A 17,979-nucleotide genomic window follows, 5' to 3' on the forward strand; every position below is an offset into this window, starting at 1 on the left:
TGTGCATTCTTATTCCTTCGAGACAGACGCATCCATTATTATCTTTGCAATCTCATTGTATCATCCTCCCATATGAACAAAATTGCAACAATAAAATACAACTAATGGATTAAAAATTAGGGGTGATCAATTGTTTTTCTGAGATTCCAGATAGTTAGGGAGCAGTTCTTCAACAATTAATTTTGCGGGGAGTGTATAGCGAACGCCTTGGAACATGACAGAAGTGTGTTCATCGATGCCTGTAATACCCGTTAGAGTCCAACCTTCCCCTTTTTCTGGACACAAAACTTTTGTAGTAGGGGGGATCACCTTAAATTCGTCACTTTTTTCAGTCATATTTTTATCTTCACTGGACTTTAAAATAAGATGGAGTAGTTTATACCAAAATAATAAAAAATCGACCCATAAACCAGATGGAACTACGAACAAAAAGGCTAATATTACGCCTCGTCTCTTATAGAGACTGCAGCGCACTACTGGAAATTTTGAATGACCCTAAAGTGAGTCATTATAACGACTACGGCACCGACTTAACCTTGCAAGATATTAAAGCCATGATCCAAAGTGATTTAGAGCTTTTTTATCAAGGAGTTGGGGTTCGTTTTGCGTTGTTAAATGAGGGGGCTTTGATTGGCTCCATAGGCTTGTTTGATTATCAAGAATCAACGTCAGAAATATCAATTGGCTATGAGCTTGCCCCTGAACAGTGGGGGAAAGGGTATATGCGCGAAGCGGCTAGTTATCTGATTGACTCATTGTCGAGTATCTTACCTAAAGCACTGATTGGACAGATTAATGCCAACGTCGATAAAGAGAATAAAAGAAGTATTAAGTTGCTGAAGCATTTGGGCTTTGAGCAAAAGCATAAGCACTATCGCTTATGCATTTGCCAAACCGATCCTAAAAGGCGTGCTTTATAAACCTTTTTTACTAAATAAAGTAACGCGACCAGAAACTAACGTCACTGTGATGTTTTTAGATTCATTGCCCCAAACACAATTGGTATGAAGTGTTTTTTCTTCACAAGAATCAGCTGAACCCAAAACCTGCTCAAGTTCGGCTTTTTCCATACCAACGGATATTTTTTCATAATTTTCAATACTTACCTTTGAGCAAGCTGTAAGTGAGATTAAAGCGGCAATTGCTAAAAGTTTTTTCATATTTTTTATCCTGTTAGTGTTTATATTTTCTTATCTGGAAAATAATGCCCATTTTGGGGTGATCTAAATAATGGATATCACCGCTATATACTCTGGTAAACTGAGACATTCTTGCAGACTCCAGTTCTCCCATATCGGATATATAGCGATAATCAAAATTACTTGTTACATAAAGGTAGTGGCGAATATGAATCTTCATGGTGCCATCTAGCTCCCACAATGTATCCCCGCCAGATTTCACCGTCGGTTTTGACTCTTTATCAAGTAAGCTTATAAAGTTATCGTCATGCGTTTGATTATAGATATAGCTAGCAGGCTCAGTGAATTTTTTACCACCATAAACTACAACGTTTGGTGCGCGCTTTTTACTTTGATCAGGAAAGCGCCAGCCTGTATGTAAGATGGCTGTATGGCCTTTTCGCTCAAGTTTTTTACGAATTGACTCGAATTTGAGTTGCTCAGGGGCCAATAAATACATCGATTGCATATGCTCGAGTGGCTCGCTGACAGGCATGACCGGTAGAATGTCATAACGTTCAACATAGTTAATATCGTCGTCACAATACCAAGAACTTTGTGATCTGGTGAATCGTTCGGTTACGCTACGCGGGTCATAGTTTGGGTCACCAGACAAGCAAGATTGATGTCCGACGTTATTATACCCCTGAGTTAGCAAGTCTAAACGCTTCTCTGTGGGTAAAGGGGGCGTTTCAACGGAGAAATCTTCTCTAATTTGAGATGCATCTTTTTGAGCAAAAGCGATTAACTCCACTTCAAACCAACGCACTGCAAAAGCGGGCATGGCTGATGTGCTGAGCGCCGCTAAAAGTCCCCATTTAACTATCGATTGCTTCATGCAACAGCCTTTTTCTGAAAGTCATCCATCATGGCGTTAATGAGCTTCAAGCGCTCTTGGCCATTTTTTTCTTCTATATTAAAGCGTAGTTTACTCGCGCCTTCCATACGATATACCGCAGGGTTGCTTTGTATCAACCCAATTATGAACGTTGGGTTAACACTGGTGTTATTACTAAATTCAAAATAGCCACCTTTTGGATTGGCTTCAATTTTTTGAATGCCGATTTGTTGCGCTTTGCATTTGAGTAGCTGGATTTCGAAAATGTTTTTAGCGGCGTCAGGCAATAGGCCAAAGCGATCTATAAGCTCAACTTTTAATTCATCAAGCTCACTTTGTGAAGATAAGCTGGCAATACGCTTGTACATGCTCAGTCGAATATTTACATCATGAATGTAATCATCAGGCAGTAGAGCAGGCAGTTTAAGGTCTACTTCGCTTTGTTGCTGCAACAAGTTTTCAAGTGTTGGCTCTTTACCGTCTTTGAGTGCTTGCACAGCTTGTTCTAGCATTTCCATGTACAAGGTAAACCCGACAGTTTGGATTTGACCACTTTGATCGTCACCTAAGAGCTCACCCGCACCACGGATCTCTAAGTCATGTGTTGCCAGTGCAAAACCTGCACCTAAGTCTTCAAGAGACTCGATAGCTTGTAAACGTTTTACCGCATCTTTGGTTAAGCTTTGGCTATGTCGTGTCAGTAAATACGCATACGCTTGGTGGTGGCTTCGACCAACGCGGCCGCGAAGCTGATGAAGCTGTGCCAGACCAAGTTTATCAGCGCGGTCCATAATGATGGTATTAGCAGTTGGAATATCGATGCCTGTTTCGATGATGGTAGTACAAACAAGAACATTGTACTTTTGATGGTAAAAGTCGCTCATCAAATGCTCAAGTTCGCGTTCGCGCATTTGACCATGTGCTACAGCGATATTGGCTTCTGGCACCAGTGCTGAAATATCCGCTGCGGTTTTTTCGATGGTCTCAACATTGTTGTGCAGGAAATAAACCTGACCACCTCGTTTGGTTTCACGCAAGATGGCTTCACGGATCAACTCGTCGTTACGCTCGCGAACAAAGGTTTTAACTGCAAGACGCTTAGCTGGTGGCGTTGCGATGATAGATAAATCACGCATGCCACTCATGGCCATATTAAGCGTTCTTGGAATTGGTGTTGCAGTCAGCGTTAAAATGTCGACGTCTGCACGCAGCTTTTTAATTTTTTCTTTTTGACGTACACCAAAGCGGTGCTCTTCATCGACAATCAATAAGCCTAAATCTTTAAACTTAATGTTTTCTTGAATGAGCTTATGGGTGCCAATAACAATGTCAATTTTGCCGTTTTCTAGTGCAGTAAGTGTTTCTTTTTGTTCTTTTGTGCTGTTAAAGCGCGATAACACACCGACCTCAATGGGCAGATCTGCAAATCTATCTTTGAAGTTTTCAAAGTGTTGCTGTGCTAGCAGAGTTGTTGGCACGAGCACGGCAACCTGCTTATTGTCGTTAATAGCAACAAAAGCGGCGCGCATGGCGACTTCTGTTTTACCAAAGCCAACGTCACCACATACGAGCCTGTCCATCGCTTGATTGGTTTGCATGTCACCAATGACAGCTTCGATGGCGTTGCGTTGATCATCTGTTTCTTCAAACGGGAAGCTAGTACTAAAATCTCTATAGGCGCTACCATCTAGTTTAAATTGATGGCCTGGTTTGCTTTGACGTTTAGCGTAAATATCTAATAGTTCAGCTGCAACATCTCGCACTTTTTCAGCAGCTTTGCGTTTGGCTTTCTCCCAAACATCTGAACCTAACTTATGGAGTGGGGCAGAGGCTTCTTCGCCACCAGAGTAACGACTTAGCATGTGCAAAGATGAAACTGGCACATAAAGTTTGGCATCACCGGAGTAGATAATGGTTACAAATTCTGTAGCAACACCCGCAGCATCGATGGTTTGCAAACCAAGGTAGCGGCCAACACCGTGGTCTAAATGCACAATTGGCTGACCTTCTTTTAGCTCCGCTAGATTACGAATAAGGGCATCTTGTCCTTGCTCGTATTTGTGCTTACGACGTCTGCGTTGGGATACTTTAATCCCGAGCAACTCTTGCTCGGTGATCAGTGATAAAGGCTTCGCGCCATCAAGAAAGACAGATGCCTCAAGCGGGCTGACTACCAAACCAACGTCGGTGCGGCCTTTAGTGAATGCCTCAAAGGACTCGAATTCTTTTAGTTTCAAACCTGTCGGCTTTATAAGCGTTAATAATGATTCACGACGACCGTCTGACTCAACGCTAAATAGGACTTTACCTTTTTGTCGTTTTTGTTCTGCGATGTAACTCACAATGGCTGAATATGGATCGGCTTGCTTATGGTCAATACGCACATCATCAATAAGCGCTGAGTTAACGTTTGTGTGACCCGCTTTGGTCCCAAGTGATGCTTGGCTCAATCGAATTCTCGGGTAATGTGAAAACGCCTCAAAAAGCGACTCGACATTAAGGTAAAGTGCTTTTGGTTCAAGCAATGGTCTTAATGGATCAACTCTGCGGTTTTCGTATCGTTTACTGACATCTAACCAAAAGTCGCCGGCAGCGTGCTCGATGTCGCCTAGGTGCATAAACACCGCATCTTTTGGTAAATAATCAAAAATGGTCGCCAGCTTGTCATAAAATAACGGCAAATAGTATTCGATACCTGCAGGCCAGTTACCACGCGTTACTTGCATGTAGATGGAGTCTTGCTCGGAGCTTGCTCCAAAGGTTTCGCGGTATTGAATACGAAATCGCTCAATGTCACTGTCGTTGGTTGGGAACTCGTGTGCAGGCAATAAGTCAATTGCCTTTATCGTTTCGCTTGAACGCTGGGTTTCTATATCAAAAAGACGAATACTGTCGAGCTCGTCATCAAAAAAGTCTAAACGATAAGGGTGTTGGCTACCCATTGGGTAAAGGTCAATGATAGAGCCGCGTACAGCGAATTCACCATGTTCCATTACCTGCTGCACATTTCGATAGCCCGCTTGAGTAAGTGTTTCTTTTAGACCTTGTGCATCTAACGTGTCGCCCACTTTAAACTGAAGAGCATTGCCATAGATAAATTCAGGCGGCGCGGTTCTGAGCATTAACGTTGCAACAGGGATGAGCAACACACCCTGTTGTTTTGTGCGTAGCGCATTGAGACTGGCTAATCGCTGAGAAATAATATCTTGGTGCGGCGAAAAATGGTCATAGGGGAGGGTTTCCCAATCAGGAAACACCATGACGTTGTCTTCCCCAAGTAAATAGCCAAGCTCATTTTCTAACCGAAGTGCACTGGGGGTGTCTGGCGTGACTAATACAACAAGGGATTGGTTTTTTTTCACTCCCTCGCTGATAGTAATTGCCAAACTACTACCGAGTAACTGACCCCAATGGATCTTGTCCTTTGCTGATTTTACCCAAGGTAGCTCATTCCACTGCACTAATGCCATTCTTAACTCCTAACTACTTAATCTCTGTATATTTTACATAGGTCTTGATAATGATCTATACGTCTATCACGTAAATATGGCCAAATACGACGAACCGACTCACTGCGGTCTTGATCAATATCGACGACAAGCACTTCTTCTTGATCTTCAGTACCATGAACAAGCAGTTCACCCTGAGGACCGGCGACAAAAGAATTGCCCCAGAACAAGATACCTTCGCTTTGCGCACTTGGATCAGATTCGTGGCCAACTCGGTTCACACTGATAACAGGCACGCCATTAGAAACAGCATGTGCGCGCTGTGCAATCATCCATGCATCACGTTGACGTATTTGCTCATCTTTATCATCACGCGGGTCCCAGCCAATCGCCGTTGGGTAGATAAGCAACTCGGCACCTGCCATGGCCATTAATCTTGCGCCTTCAGGGAACCATTGATCCCAACAAACTAGAACGCCCAATTTGCCTACAGATGTTTGAATGGGCTCAAAACCTAAGTCACCCGGGGTAAAGTAAAATTTTTCATAGAAGCCCGGATCGTCTGGGATATGCATCTTACGATACTTTCCGGCAATGGTGCCATCCGACTCAATGACGACTGCGGTATTGTGATATAAGCCCGTTGCTCGTTTTTCAAAAAGCGAGGCGACAATAACAACGTTGAGTTCTTTCGCAAGTACACAAAATGCATCCGTACTTGGGCCTGGTATGGTTTCAGCTAAGTCAAATAAATCCGTGTCTTCAGTTTGACAGAAATACAGGCTGCGGTGAAGCTCTTGTAATACAACTAATTTTGCACCTTTTGCTGCTGCATTTTTAATGCCTGAAATGGACTTTTCAAAGTTACTTTCTAGGTTGTCGCTATTAGCGTGTTGGATTAACGCGACTTTCAAATTATTGTTGCTCATTTGGGTTCCTACTTAAAAAGCCTTGAGGTAGTTGCATTGTGATACAGTGCAAGCTGCCAAATTGATGAATAATTGGCAGGCAGTCAATGCCAATAATGGTTCTTTCAGGGTGTGCCTTTTGCAATTGAGTCATTGCGAGGGCGTCTTTTTCATCCCCATAAATAGGCAGTAACACAGTATCGTTAATGATCAGGTAATTTGCGTAAGTTGCTGGTAAACGTTCATTTTCATGATTGTATTTAGCACTTGGCCATGGCAAAGGTACTAAGTTATATGGTTCACCTGAAGGAGTGACAAACTTTTTAAGTTGAGACTCCATCGCATTGAGTGCTTGGTAATGTTCGTCTTTTTCATCGTCACATTGTACATACACAAGCGTCTCGTTTGGCGCAAATCTGACTAGCGTATCAATGTGGCTGTCTGTGTCGTCGCCAGCAAGGTAGCCATGGTCAACCCACAAAAATGAAGTTGCGCCTAGCTCTTTAGTAAGCTCAGCTTCAACTTGTTGCTTGTTCAGGTGTGGGTTGCGATTTGGATTCAGTAAGCACTCTGATGTGGTTAACAAAACTTTGTGCTCGTTAATCTCGACACCGCCACCTTCTAACACCAAGTTGACTTGTTGAACTTGGTTATGTTCGTCTGCAATTTGCTGACACAAAGCGGCATTGATCTGGGTATCTAAATCGCTTTCGTATTTGTTTCCCCAGCCGTTAAAGATGAAGTCTTTAATGCTGAGTTCACCGCTTGTATTCGCTGTTGTCAGTGGACCATGATCACGTGCCCAAGTATCGTTGCAAGGCGCATCAACAAATACGATTTGTTGCATATCTACGCTGGCATCAATCAGTAGGGTGGAAATATGGTCTTTAAGCGCTTCGTCGTGGGCAACGATAACCACTTTTTGAACTTGTGATATTTGCTGACATAGGGCGATATAAACTGGCTCAACTTGCTCGAGAATATCAGCCCAGTCAGTATTTTTGTGCGGCCATGTGACCATCACCGCATCTTGCGGTGACCATTCAGGTAATAACGTAAAACTCATGACGATAATAGATTTTTAATTGCTAGGGGCTAAGTGTATCACTGCACGGCGCTGTGTCAGCTATTTTGATCACTTTCGGTGTCTGATTGACGTTTTTTTAATTGCCTTGTTTGTGCATGTAAGCTGGCTCGAACTAATAACTCTTGATCTGTGTCTCTAATTTGAGTGAAAGCTAGGGTATATTGAAGTGCATCATCATCTTGTTTTGAAATCTCAATCACTTGGCTATAGCAAAAAATGGCACTGGCTTCATATTGCAAAAAAACTTTAGTTCTAAAGTTTTGTCCAATTTGAAATGGCTCATTGGTTGTGACCTTGATCCCACCACCGCCATAACTGTCGCAATAGCTGGTTTCATCTTCAGGTTGTTCATTAGCCAAAATATGACTCATGATGAGGTCAATTTTACGTGATTGAGCCTGTAAATACGCGGCTAAGTCTGACGCAACATCACCCAGATTTCTCAACGGTCTGAGTGCGTTTAAATCTAGTTCATTAATTTCATTAGCAAGCCTGAATAATGGAGGGATTGCAGCTTCAAGTTGGGCTTGGTTTTTAGGCACCATATTCTCATCAACAGGGAACAAGTTAATTTGGTTTGCTTCGTCTATCTGAAAATATTGTTCAAAGTTTTCTTTTAAATTCGTTTGCATGTATGTATGCCGATATTAATGTTGCTAGAGTAGCTATCTCTTTATTTTCGCTACTCCAGCCATTTAAATCAAGATGTTAACTAGTTTATACCTTAAATTGCTCTAGCATGTCCTCTTGTTTAGCGATTTTATCAACTTGTGACTTCATGGTGTGATCTACTACTTTTGCCTCATCAACAACGGTATTTGAGAGGTTGCGTATTTCAGAAGCGTTGTGATCGACGGCCTCTACCACCGTTTTTTGTTCTTCCAACATGCTGGCAATATTCACATTTAACTCAACAATGTTGTTAATTGATTCGCGAATAGCGTGCAGGGCATCTTTTGTTTCTTCTGCTTTCACAACGGTCTTTTCAACGATGGTTTGGCTTTGCTTCATAACACCTACGGCATTTTCTGCGCCAGATTGAAGTTGGTCTATCATCGACTTAATCTCAGTAGTAGCTTCTTGGGTACGCTGAGCTAAAGTTCTTACTTCATCTGCAACAACTGCAAAACCTCTACCAGATTCACCGGCTCTTGCAGCTTCAATGGCAGCGTTAAGGGCGAGCAGGTTTGTCTGCTCTGCAATGCCATTGATCACGGAGAGAATTTGTTCAATACCAGACGAAGAGACTTCTAGCTCATTGACAACCTCTACAGCACGCTCAATTTGAGATGAAAGCTCGCTAATTGAGCTAGTTGACTGAACAACGATGTTTTCTCCATCTTTTGCAAGCCCATCAGTTGTTTTAATGGCATCAGCCGCAAGCTGAGCAGTACTCGCTACTTGTTGTTCAGTGTTAGACATATTTGCAGTTGAGTTAACTAATTCATTGAGTGATTCGAGCTGCCTTTGGATTGCTTGAGTTGCATGGTTAGCGCCAGCAGATGTTTGCTTGGCATCATCAAGTACTTCATGTCCCAACGTTTGTATTTCAGCGATGATGTTTTGCAGTCGAGAAGTGAACAGGTTGAAGTTTTCTGCTAAATCCGAAAATTCAGGCTCAGTTGAGGCTTGCAATCGCACAGTTAGGTCAGCATTGCCTCTGGCTATATTTGACATGGCTTGGTTGATTGCTTCCAACGGTTTCAATAAAATATTGATGACATAAGACAAGGCTAAAAAGCTTGCGACCACGGCAATGATAGATACAATTGTTGCGTTATACGTCAATGTCTCCATAGCAGAAAATACTTTTTGTTTTTCGAGTGCGACACCGACATACCAATCATATCCTTCGACCGCTTTAAACATGACAAGGTAGGTGACACCGTCAATATCAATTTCTTGTGAGGATTCTCTGACAACGGTGTTGCCTAAAAAGTTACGCGCGGGTTGACCATTTAGCGATACGTCTGGGTGTGATATGGTACTGCCGTTCGAGCTCACCATAAACGAAAAGCCAGCATCAAATAGGTTAAATGAGTTAATCATGTTACCCAGCTTCGCGAGACTTACATCATAAAAGATGGCGCCGTGAAACTGACTGCCTTTGAAGACAGGTGCACCGATTGACACAACAATTTCACCACTGACTGCATCCGCATAAGGGTCGGTAACAACCAAATTATTGGCGGCTTTTGCGTCTTTATACCAAGGCCTTACTCTTGGGTCCCAGGTTGAACCAGGGTTCCAATTAGGATCACTCGCGACGTATTGCCCGGTACTTTCTTCTCCGTACCCGATAAGTAAAAATTCAGAGGTTAGTTTAGGCTGAGAAATCATAGGGCGTGCGTTTTCTAGTCCATCGACTTGAGAGACTAGCCCTGTTGTGAGGGCTGCGAGGTTCATCGCTCCTTGCATTTGTGCGGTAACTGTATTGCTGATCCCTTGGATCACTTCTTCCATACTGTGAGTGACTTGTTCTTCTAAGTTTTCTTTAAGAAGGAAGTATTGTTTGACCGACAGTAAAAATAAGGCAAGTACTAAAACACTCGCAGAAACGGCGACTACTTTATATTTAAACTTCACAGAACGTCTCCCAGATGTGAGTCTATTATTAAAGGTAAATCATAAGGAAATAGTTGCAATGATTTACGGCAGTTTAATGGCTTTATTTACAAATTAGCATCAAAACTTCAAACTATAATGCGTTAATTTGATTCTAAAGCGCTATATAGCTCATCTAACTCTTCTTCAGACATATTAATAAAATCTAACACTTCATCGCTGATGGCTTGCCATTCATGATCGCTTTCTATGGTTGCTGTATTTTTAAAGAGGAAATTGCCGTGGCGGGCAAGTTTCAAAATAGAAAGTAGTTCTAGCGCAACACCATCTAATTCGCCTGAGCTGAATATGCCATTTGCATCATGTTGGTAGTAGATGACATTGATCATAGGTTTTGGGAGCTTCCATTGCTGCGCGAGGAGTGCACCTATGGTGGCATGGCTGGTATTATATTTACCAAATTCAAACTCAGTTGCTTTGCTCCAACCATCGCTTTTCGCAACGTCTATCACCTCGGTGTAATCATCAAAATGTACGCACAATAAAGGGATCCCAACGGTATGGAACAACCCAAGCATGTATGCGTGGTTCGATAAACCGGGTTTGTTTAACTTCAAGCACAGCGTTGAGCAAAGCTGAGCAATGTCACTTTGATCTTGCCAAAAATTATCTAAAGCGGGCGGTGTTTCAACTGTTGCTTTAACTGCAACCGCTTTAACAAGCGGTATTAAACGCTTCAGGCCAAGGATCATAATGGCTTGTTCAAGTGATTCAATTTCTTTACTACGGCGAAAAGCTGCTGAGTTGACGACTTGAAGTATTGCCGCACTGATGGCAACGTCGCTTTGCAAAATTTGCGTGATTTTGTTGATGTTTGGTTCCGGAGATTTTGTTTCTTGTGAAAACTGAACAAGTGCTTCAGGTCTTGGCGGGATGGAAATAGACCTGAGAATCTGTTTTTCTTGTTGGGTTAAAGATATGGCCATAACTTCTCGCTCACTGCATTATCTTACATTGATAAGAATAGCCAAGAATTATAAAAACGAGAAAAATAGCAAGGGTAAGGATAAGAACAATTGATTTAAAATCAAAAAGGCCCGCGAAAAGCGGGCCTTTAAATATTCAAAGCTGTTTGCGATTAAGCGTTTTCAACAGCTGAACGTGGCTCAACAAATTCCATATTGAAACCTTCAGCAACTTCTTTACAAGTTACTTGGCCCTTAAGAACGTTAAGACCGTTTAGGAAGTGCTCATCAGAAAGAAGCGCTTCTTTGTAGCCTAGGTTTGCAAGCTTGATGATGTACGGCAGAGTCGCGTTGTTAAGTGCAAACGTTGAAGTACGAGGAACCGCACCTGGCATGTTAGCAACACAGTAGTGAACAACGTCATCAACGATGTAAGTTGGTTCTGCGTGTGTAGTCGCTTTTGAAGTGGCGATACAACCACCTTGGTCGATTGCAACGTCAACGATTGCAGCACCAGGCTTCATCGCTTTGATGTGCGCTTCAGTTACTAGCTTAGGAGCAGCCGCACCTGGGATTAGTACACCACCGATCACAAGATCAGCTTCAACAACGTGCTTCTCTAGTGCATCAACTGTTGAGTAGATAACTTTTGCTTGGCTACCGAATTGAGCGTTAAGGCTACGTAGTACGTCGATGTTACGGTCAAGGATAGTAACGTCAGCACCCATACCAACAGCCATTTGCGCTGCGTTACGGCCAACCATACCACCACCGATAACAACAACTTTAGCTGGTTCAACACCCGGTACGCCACCAAGTAGCATGCCGCGACCTAGGTTTGATTTTTCAAGCGCCTGAGCACCCGCTTGAATAGACATACGGCCAGCAACTTCTGACATTGGCGCTAGAAGTGGAAGACCACCACGTGAGTCAGTGACAGTTTCGTATGCAATACAAATTGCGCCGCTCTTAATTAGATCTTCTGTTTGTGGAAGATCTGGTGCTAGGTGAAGGTAAGTGAAGAGAATTTGGTCTTCACGTAACATGGCACGCTCAACAGCTTGTGGCTCTTTTACCTTAACAATCATTTCAGCTTTAGCGAAAACGTCTGCAGCTGTAGGTAAAATGTCAGCACCCGCTTGGATATAATCTTCGTCAGTGAAACCAATGCCGATACCTGCATTTGTTTCAACAATAACCTGGTGGCCGTGGTTAATTAGTTCACGAACACTTGCTGGAACCATACCAACACGGTACTCGTGGTTTTTAATCTCTTTAGGTACACCAATAATCATAATAAATCGCCTCAAATAAGAACGGATAACATTTTCGACTATTATAATTATGCAAAGCTAGTGTGTCCTACCTTTTTTGTGGTAATTTAAAGATGAATTGACTTTAAATTTTATAAAAATAGGATAAAACACTTTTCATGCATACTCAGCTAGATAGAACTGATAGAAAAATTTTAGTCGAATTACAAAAAGACGGAAGAATTTCTAATGTTGAATTAGCCAAACGAATTGGCTTGAGTGCAACACCTTGTCTGGAAAGGGTAAAAAAACTAGAGCGAGAAGGGTTCATAAAAGGATATAAAGCAGTAGTTGACCCGGTTAAGCTTGGTCAAGGGCTATTGGTGTTTGTTGAAGTAACCATAAATAAAAATTCTCCAGATGTTTTTGAGCGTTTCAATGAAGCAGTAAAACAGCATGATGAAATCATTGAATGCCACCTAGTATCTGGAAATTTCGATTTTTTATTAAAAACACGTGTAACTGACATGTCCGAGTACCGAGGCGTTTTAGGGGAAATTCTACTTAAATTACCGAATATCAATGAAAGTCGTACCTATGTAGTCATGGAGGAGGTGAAAGGGGAGGAGGGGGAGATTATAAAACCTTGTGCACCTTAAAGAATTTCTTGATATGGTGTAACCTATAATAGAAGTTTACAACAAAAGATAAATACAGGTTGAATGTAATGCGCTTAAATGGTGTTCAGCGCCTACTAGAAACGGGACTGATTGTCAGCACGGCTGCGGCAATTTTTACTCTCTGTGCCTTAATTTCCTTTGATCCTGCCGATCCGGCATGGACACAGGCTGGTGAGTACGTCAAAGTGAATAATATAACCGGCGCCGCAGGGGCGTGGGTTGCTGATATATTGCTGGTAACGTTTGGATGGTTGGCATTTTTGGTGCCGGCTGCCATGCAGCTATTTGGCTACTTAATATTTAAGAAGCCACATAAAATATTACAGCTTGATTACACAACCCTAGGATTGAGAATTATCGGCGCGACACTGTTTATTGCTTCTTCAAGTGCTATAAGCAGTATCAATTTTGACGATATCTATACTTTTTCCTCTGGTGGAATTGTTGGGCACGTTGTCGCAAGTGCTATGATGCCTGCGTTTAACTTCACCGGCACGTCTATTTTACTGTTATGCTTTTTCTTCGCTGGTATTACTTTATTGACAGGCGTCTCTTGGGTTGAGGCGGTTGATTACTTGGGTGAAAAAGTTGTTCAGCTGGTAAAATTCTTATTTAATAAAATCACAACTAAAGGCGTTAAAGTGACGCCAACTTCAGCGCAAGTTCATGCCGAAGACACAGAAATTACGCCTGATGTTAAACCTCAATTACGTAACCATGTTGAGGAAAATGTTAAAAATGAGCACGCTCAAAAAGAGCCTGAAATTGAGAGTCTAGAAGGCGATATTTCTGATACGCAAAAAACTGAAAAGCCGTTAAAACTTAAAGACAAACTGTTCTCTGCTGTCAGTCGTAAAGATACAAAACCGGAGGCGGAACCGAAAGTTATAGAGCCTGTTTTTGAACAAAAGCAAGGTTTTAATGATGCAGTTTCAGCAGACGTTTTTGATGAACTAGACCACATCCTTGAGCAAGAAATCAATTTCTCTGCGATTGATGATGAATCTCTCGATACGGTTGCAGCGTTAAATGCCTTAGATGATGCAGCAGTAAAAGACGAGCCAGTCACCAAGGTGGTATCACCTGCAAGACCCATTAAAAAGCCTACTCAAGAAGCTGATCAGAAACCGACTTACCAGCCACCGCCATCTGCTAAGGAGCAGTTTGAAGCATTGTTAGAAGCGCAGCCGCCAACAGCGCCGTTACCTTCTCTCGATCTGCTAGATAGACCTGACAAGGCGAAGAACCCTATCACTAAAGAAGAGTTAGACTCAGTTTCTCGCCTTGTTGAAGCGAAATTATTAGACTTTAACATTCAAGCTGCTGTGGTGGGAGTATATCCAGGACCCGTTGTTACGCGTTTTGAGTTGGACCTTGCACCAGGTATCAAAGTAGCCAAGATAACTGCTTTGGCAAAAGATTTGGCCAGATCGTTATCTGCGGTCAGTGTTCGAGTGGTTGAGGTTATTCCTGGGAAAACCTATGTTGGATTGGAATTACCGAATAAAAACCGTGAGATAGTTAGGCTATCAGAGGTGATTAATGCGCCTAAATTTGAGCAAAATGCTTCACCACTGACTATGGTGCTTGGTAAGGACATTGCTGGCGAACCAGTTGTAGCCGATCTCGCAAAAATGCCCCATTTGCTCGTAGCAGGTACAACTGGCTCGGGTAAGTCAGTTGGCGTTAATGTTATGATATTAAGCTTACTTTATAAGTCACCACCAGAAGATGTTCGTATGATCATGATAGACCCCAAAATGTTGGAACTATCGGTATACGAAGGTATTCCGCACTTGTTGTGTGAAGTGGTGACGGACATGAAAGAAGCGGCCAATGCACTTCGATGGTGTGTCGGCGAGATGGAGCGTCGTTATAAGTTAATGTCTGCCTTAGGTGTTAGGAACTTAAAGGGTTACAACCAGAAAGTAACAGAGGCTAAAGAGGCGGGACATCCGATTTTAGATCCGTTATTTAAAGACACAGATGGTATGGCTGATGGACCTGAGGAGCTAGACAAACTACCGAGTATTGTGGTGGTAATCGACGAGTTTGCAGACATGATGATGATTGTCGGTAAAAAAGTTGAGGAGCTTATTGCTCGTATTGCACAAAAAGCGCGTGCAGCAGGTATTCATCTTGTGTTGGCAACACAAAGACCATCGGTTGATGTGATAACGGGCCTGATCAAGGCGAATATCCCAACGAGAATGGCGTTCCAAGTTTCAAGTAAAATTGACTCGCGCACCATTCTTGATCAGCAAGGTGCAGAGAATCTATTAGGTATGGGTGATATGCTGTATTTACCGCCAGGCACAAGCGTCCCAATTCGTGTTCACGGCGCGTTTGTTGATGATCATGAAGTACACGCTGTTGTAAATGACTGGAAAGCGCGCGGCAAGCCAAATTATATTGAAGACATTCTTTGTGGCGAAGCGACGGAAGAAATTTTGTTACCTGGGGAGCAACCTGAAGGTGCTGATGATGAGTCTGATCCGCTGTATGATGAAGCGGTAGGGTTTGTTATTGAGACTGGTAAGGTGTCTGTTTCAAGCGTGCAACGCAAATTAAGAGTGGGTTATAACCGCGCAGCACGTTTAGTTGAGCAGATGGAAATGTCAGGGGTAGTGAGCGCACCAGGTCACAATGGTGCGCGAGAAGTATTAGTACCGAAAGGTGGAGCAAATTAAAATGAAGCGTAAGACAGTAGCCTTTGTACTAGGTTTATCATGTGGTTTTATATCACAAAGCTTTGCAAGTGAAGCTGACTCTTTAAAAACCAAATTAAAATCTTTAAATACATTTGAAGCACGTTTTACCCAACTGGTAAAAGATGAAGAAGGTACTTTACTGCAAGACGGTACAGGCAATATTGCGTTGAAATACCCTTCAAAAATTAGATGGCAACAGCTCGAGCCAGATGAAACATTACTGGTATCTGATGGCGATAAAACGTTTTACTTCGATAGCTTTGCTGAACAAGTCACTGTGATGAATACGGCGGGTTTAATAGACACTACGCCATTTGTTTTACTGACCACGCAAGATAAGTCTCAATGGGCAAAGTATGACGTGAGCAAAACAACGGTTGGTTATCGCGTATCGCCAAAGCCAGATGTTGAGTCGCAAGTTGAACAGCTGGATATTGTGTTTGAGAGTGCTGGTCTAGCTATTGATTCTTTGAGTATTAAAGATGCATCAGGTCAAACTTCCACTTTTAAATTTATTGATGCGAAAACCAATATTGAGCTAGACGACAAGTCTTTCACCTTTAAAATTCCGCACGGAGTGGTCATAGACGACCAAACGACGAGTGAGTAATTTAGGATTTGATTTTGCTCCAGATGTAAGACCTTTGGCCGCTAGAATGCGGCCAAAGTCTTTACAGGGCTATATTGGACAAACCCATATAATTGATAAAGGTTCAGTACTTTATCGAGCGATTGAGCAAGGCAGATGCCACAGCCTGATTTTATGGGGCCCGCCAGGGGTTGGAAAAACTACTTTAGCGGAAATAATCGCATATCATGCTGATGCGGATCTTGCTAAGTTGTCAGCGGTGACATCGGGTGTGAAAGAAATCCGCGAGGTTGTATTAGAGGCAAAAAGCCGGCTGTCGCAATCAGGTAGACGCACCTTACTTTTTGTTGATGAAGTACATCGTTTTAATAAATCTCAACAAGATGCTTTTTTACCCCACATCGAAGATGGCACATTTGTTTTTATTGGTGCAACGACAGAAAACCCATCATTTGCTCTGAATAATGCCGTTTTGTCTCGTGCCCGTGTTTATACTCTAAAGCCATTAACGCAGGATGAGTTACTTTTTACATTGCAAAACGCCATTGATAATGATGAGCAACTGAGTCAGATAACAATTCATATCGAACATGATGCATTAAGTGCAATAGCTCAAGCAGCAGATGGAGATGCTAGAAAAGCACTCAACTTATTAGAGCAATCTGTTGATCTTGGCCATCGTACTGGCAGCGACATAAAAATTGACAGTGATGTGCTCTCACAAATTTTGCCAACTCACTTGGCCAAGTACGATAAAGGCGGCGATATTTACTATGATTTGATTTCTGCTTTTCATAAGTCAGTACGTGGTAGCAACCCCGATGCTGCACTTTATTGGTACTGTCGCATATTAGCGGGCGGAGGTGACCCTCTGTATGTGGCAAGACGCTTACTTGCCATTGCCAGTGAAGACATCGGCAATGCTGACCCTAGAGCGCTTCAGGTTGCACTTAACGCATGGGATATTTTTCATAGAGTAGGGCCTGCTGAGGGCGAGCGAGCGATTGCACAGGCGACAATCTACATGGCAAGTGCTGCTAAGAGCAATGCGGTATACACTGCGTTTAAGCAAGCGAAACGAGATGCAGCAACGGATGGGGATTTACCGGTTCCTGAACATTTGCGTAATGCACCGACGCAGTTGATGAAAGAAATGGGCTTTGGGGCAGAATACCGTTATGCACATGATGAGCCGGGTGCTTATGCTGCGGGTGAAAACTATTTTCCAGAAGCGGTGGCAGATAGACAGTATTATTTTCCAACGGATCGCGGATTAGAAAAGCAAATTAAAGAAAAACTAAATTACTTAAAAAGCCTTGATAGTTCAAGTGCTCAACAAAGGTATGCTAAAAAATCAGGTAAAACGTAAATGGAAGTGCTCAAAACTTATCTCATGATTGCCGTTGGTGGTGCATTTGGTGCTTGCTTACGGTTTTTTATTAGCGATATTGTGTTAAAACTCATGGGTAAGGGATTCCCTTTTGGTACATTGACCGTTAATATTCTTGGTTCATTGTTGATGGGCATTCTTTACGGATTAATCGAAAAGCAAATAATTGCAGTTTCTCCTGCCAAAGCGTTGATAGGGGTTGGCTTTTTAGGTGCTTTGACGACATTTTCAACATTTTCCATGGACAGTCTTTTGTTGTTACAACAAGGCCAGTTTGTGAAGGTGGCACTGAATATAGCGTTGAATGTCGTCGTATGTATATTTATGGCCTGGATAGGTCTTTGCTTAGTCATGCAAAAAGGTTAA

Annotated in this window: 16 protein-coding genes; 6 read left to right on the plus strand and 10 right to left on the minus strand. The window is 42.5% G+C overall.

Going from position 1 to position 17,979, the window contains the following annotated elements; translation table 11 throughout:
- Window positions 1-126: 126 nt before the first annotated feature.
- Window positions 127-336 (minus strand): hypothetical protein, encoded by a 210-nt coding sequence (locus N473_RS14805; protein WP_063368587.1) that lies wholly within the window; start codon window positions 334-336, stop codon window positions 127-129.
- A gap of 77 nt (window positions 337-413) precedes the next feature.
- Here N473_RS14805 and N473_RS14810 point away from each other — a divergent pair, with 77 nt between their 5' ends.
- The gene (locus tag N473_RS14810) at window positions 414-920 is read left to right on the plus strand and encodes a GNAT family N-acetyltransferase (protein ID WP_063368588.1); all 507 of its coding nucleotides are present in this window, start codon (window positions 414-416) and stop codon (window positions 918-920) included.
- On the opposite strand, the gene N473_RS14815 is transcribed toward N473_RS14810, so the two are convergent.
- The 9 genes from N473_RS14815 to ald form a co-directional block, all read right to left on the minus strand.
- Window positions 915-1,160, minus strand: a complete 246-nt coding sequence (locus tag N473_RS14815; RefSeq protein WP_039609988.1) for a hypothetical protein — start codon at window positions 1,158-1,160, stop codon at window positions 915-917. The genes N473_RS14810 and N473_RS14815 overlap by 6 nt on opposite strands.
- Before the next feature lie 13 nt (window positions 1,161-1,173).
- On the minus strand, window positions 1,174-2,016 hold the full coding sequence (locus tag N473_RS14820; RefSeq protein ID WP_063368589.1) for a CsiV family protein: 843 nt from the start codon (window positions 2,014-2,016) through the stop codon (window positions 1,174-1,176).
- Window positions 2,013-5,486, minus strand: coding sequence for a transcription-repair coupling factor (gene mfd, locus N473_RS14825; protein WP_063368590.1), 3,474 nt, complete (start codon window positions 5,484-5,486; stop codon window positions 2,013-2,015). Before mfd ends, N473_RS14820 begins: the two co-directional genes overlap by 4 nt.
- Window positions 5,487-5,503: 17 nt before the next feature.
- Window positions 5,504-6,394 (minus strand): carbon-nitrogen hydrolase, encoded by an 891-nt coding sequence (locus N473_RS14830; protein WP_063368591.1) that lies wholly within the window; start codon window positions 6,392-6,394, stop codon window positions 5,504-5,506.
- Window positions 6,381-7,439, minus strand: coding sequence for an agmatine deiminase family protein (locus N473_RS14835; protein ID WP_063368592.1), 1,059 nt, complete (start codon window positions 7,437-7,439; stop codon window positions 6,381-6,383). Before N473_RS14835 ends, N473_RS14830 begins: the two co-directional genes overlap by 14 nt.
- A 56-nt stretch (window positions 7,440-7,495) precedes the next feature.
- A complete protein-coding gene (locus N473_RS14840; RefSeq protein WP_063368593.1) occupies window positions 7,496-8,092 on the minus strand; it encodes a PilZ domain-containing protein in 597 nt (198 codons plus the stop codon).
- A gap of 85 nt (window positions 8,093-8,177) precedes the next feature.
- Window positions 8,178-10,046: a methyl-accepting chemotaxis protein gene (locus N473_RS14845; protein WP_063368594.1), complete on the minus strand. Its 1,869-nt coding sequence runs from the start codon at window positions 10,044-10,046 to the stop codon at window positions 8,178-8,180.
- 122 nt (window positions 10,047-10,168) lie between these two features.
- Window positions 10,169-11,011: an HDOD domain-containing protein gene (locus tag N473_RS14850; RefSeq protein ID WP_063368595.1), complete on the minus strand. Its 843-nt coding sequence runs from the start codon at window positions 11,009-11,011 to the stop codon at window positions 10,169-10,171.
- A gap of 152 nt (window positions 11,012-11,163) precedes the next feature.
- Window positions 11,164-12,285, minus strand: a complete 1,122-nt coding sequence (gene ald, locus N473_RS14855; RefSeq protein ID WP_063368596.1) for an alanine dehydrogenase — start codon at window positions 12,283-12,285, stop codon at window positions 11,164-11,166.
- Window positions 12,286-12,422: 137 nt separating this feature from the next.
- Here ald and lrp point away from each other — a divergent pair, with 137 nt between their 5' ends.
- The 5 genes from lrp to crcB all read left to right on the plus strand — a co-directional run bounded on the left by lrp (window position 12,423) and on the right by crcB (window position 17,979).
- The gene (lrp, locus tag N473_RS14860) at window positions 12,423-12,902 is read left to right on the plus strand and encodes a leucine-responsive transcriptional regulator Lrp (protein WP_039609997.1); all 480 of its coding nucleotides are present in this window, start codon (window positions 12,423-12,425) and stop codon (window positions 12,900-12,902) included.
- 68 nt (window positions 12,903-12,970) lie between these two features.
- Window positions 12,971-15,613: a DNA translocase FtsK gene (locus N473_RS14865; protein WP_063368597.1), complete on the plus strand. Its 2,643-nt coding sequence runs from the start codon at window positions 12,971-12,973 to the stop codon at window positions 15,611-15,613.
- 1 nt (window position 15,614) lies between these two features.
- Window positions 15,615-16,244: an outer membrane lipoprotein chaperone LolA gene (lolA, locus tag N473_RS14870; RefSeq protein ID WP_063368598.1), complete on the plus strand. Its 630-nt coding sequence runs from the start codon at window positions 15,615-15,617 to the stop codon at window positions 16,242-16,244.
- On the plus strand, window positions 16,237-17,592 hold the full coding sequence (locus tag N473_RS14875) for a replication-associated recombination protein A (protein ID WP_063368599.1): 1,356 nt from the start codon (window positions 16,237-16,239) through the stop codon (window positions 17,590-17,592). Before lolA ends, N473_RS14875 begins: the two co-directional genes overlap by 8 nt.
- A 6-nt stretch (window positions 17,593-17,598) precedes the next feature.
- Window positions 17,599-17,979: a fluoride efflux transporter CrcB gene (gene crcB, locus N473_RS14880; RefSeq protein ID WP_063368803.1), complete on the plus strand. Its 381-nt coding sequence runs from the start codon at window positions 17,599-17,601 to the stop codon at window positions 17,977-17,979.

The organism is Pseudoalteromonas luteoviolacea CPMOR-1, from assembly GCF_001625685.1.
In the GTDB taxonomy this organism is placed as follows: domain Bacteria; phylum Pseudomonadota; class Gammaproteobacteria; order Enterobacterales; family Alteromonadaceae; genus Pseudoalteromonas; species Pseudoalteromonas luteoviolacea_K.

Bases quoted from the DNA above. Each gene is read 5' to 3' on its own strand.
- N473_RS14805 (WP_063368587.1), bottom strand. From the start codon at position 336: ATGACTGAAAAAAGTGACGAATTTAAGGTGATCCCCCCTACTACAAAA.
- N473_RS14810 (WP_063368588.1), top strand. From the start codon at position 414: ATGGAACTACGAACAAAAAGGCTAATATTACGCCTCGTCTCTTATAGA.
- N473_RS14815 (WP_039609988.1), bottom strand. From the start codon at position 1,160: ATGAAAAAACTTTTAGCAATTGCCGCTTTAATCTCACTTACAGCTTGC.
- N473_RS14820 (WP_063368589.1), bottom strand. From the start codon at position 2,016: ATGAAGCAATCGATAGTTAAATGGGGACTTTTAGCGGCGCTCAGCACA.
- mfd (WP_063368590.1), bottom strand. From the start codon at position 5,486: ATGGCATTAGTGCAGTGGAATGAGCTACCTTGGGTAAAATCAGCAAAG.
- N473_RS14830 (WP_063368591.1), bottom strand. From the start codon at position 6,394: ATGAGCAACAATAATTTGAAAGTCGCGTTAATCCAACACGCTAATAGC.
- N473_RS14835 (WP_063368592.1), bottom strand. From the start codon at position 7,439: ATGAGTTTTACGTTATTACCTGAATGGTCACCGCAAGATGCGGTGATG.
- N473_RS14840 (WP_063368593.1), bottom strand. From the start codon at position 8,092: ATGCAAACGAATTTAAAAGAAAACTTTGAACAATATTTTCAGATAGAC.
- N473_RS14850 (WP_063368595.1), bottom strand. From the start codon at position 11,011: ATGGCCATATCTTTAACCCAACAAGAAAAACAGATTCTCAGGTCTATT.
- ald (WP_063368596.1), bottom strand. From the start codon at position 12,285: ATGATTATTGGTGTACCTAAAGAGATTAAAAACCACGAGTACCGTGTT.
- lrp (WP_039609997.1), top strand. From the start codon at position 12,423: ATGCATACTCAGCTAGATAGAACTGATAGAAAAATTTTAGTCGAATTA.
- N473_RS14865 (WP_063368597.1), top strand. From the start codon at position 12,971: ATGCGCTTAAATGGTGTTCAGCGCCTACTAGAAACGGGACTGATTGTC.
- lolA (WP_063368598.1), top strand. From the start codon at position 15,615: ATGAAGCGTAAGACAGTAGCCTTTGTACTAGGTTTATCATGTGGTTTT.